This is a genomic window from Campylobacter troglodytis (genome assembly GCF_006864425.1).
GTDB classification, from domain to species: domain Bacteria; phylum Campylobacterota; class Campylobacteria; order Campylobacterales; family Campylobacteraceae; genus Campylobacter_D; species Campylobacter_D troglodytis.
Map to the genome: position 1 here is coordinate 1 of NZ_QHLI01000179.1, position 867 is coordinate 867.

The 867-nt window shown below is 30.8% G+C and carries 1 protein-coding gene and 1 pseudogene; both read right to left on the reverse strand.

Translation table 11 applies throughout. The features are described from left to right. Positions 1-414 (reverse strand): annotated as a pseudogene (locus DMC01_RS12600) (hypothetical protein); the annotation flags it as partial. Between the two features lie 62 nt (positions 415-476). After that, positions 477-867: hypothetical protein (locus DMC01_RS14155; protein WP_185908969.1), on the reverse strand; the 391-nt coding region annotated here is incomplete at its 5' end.

The following is an 867-nucleotide window of genomic DNA, read 5'->3' on the forward strand; positions in this document are numbered from 1 at the left end:
TTTAGATAATAAATTTTCCTCCTTATCTTGCAAACCACACATACCAAATTCTATATATCCAGCCAAAAAAAGCTGTCCTACTGTGTTTATGTATTCGCTGATATATGAGGGTTTTGGTGAGTTTATATTAGAACCGTTTATATGATATTCTTGAATTATATTTGAATTTAGCTCAGATCTTGGAAAGAACTCATCATCAACAAGTTTTAAAAATACATACTCAAAAGCAAATAAGATCTCTGTTTTTGTCTCATTTTGTAAATAATCCAGCAATAAATCCATCTCATAATTGTATTTATCCATATTTAAAATTTTATCAAGCAAAGGCTCACTGCAATACCCCACCTCATTTTGTGATTGCTTATAAAAAAAAATCGGATTTCCTATTTTATAAATTACCTTAAGCTTTGCCATTTATTCACTCCTTGGGCTTAATATGTATGGTTTTATTGATTTTTGGATTTTTACCATAAATATTAATTGTCTCTGCTAGAATTTGTGCGATAAATAAGATTTGTGCCATCGCCTAATTTGTATCTAATTAGTCTTTCTTGGGTGATTTTGTGTGTATTTTTGTTTCTTATAGAAATTGGTGTTTCGTCTATTTTTGTAGCATTTTTTGTCAATTTTTCCCATAGCAAATCTAAGGCTTTTTTATCATCAACAAGGCGGATGTTTTCGCTACTTCCTTTTTTCAAATTTTGTATCAAGCTTAAAACTTCTTGCCTTGTAAGAGATTTAGACCTTAAAGCCTTTTTAGATTTTTTCCCCCCAAACCCCCTACCAAAAGCTCTTTTAAAAGAAAAAAGCTCAAAGGGAGAAAGCAAGGGGATTATTTCTCCACTAGCTTCTTGTCCTAAATGAGTT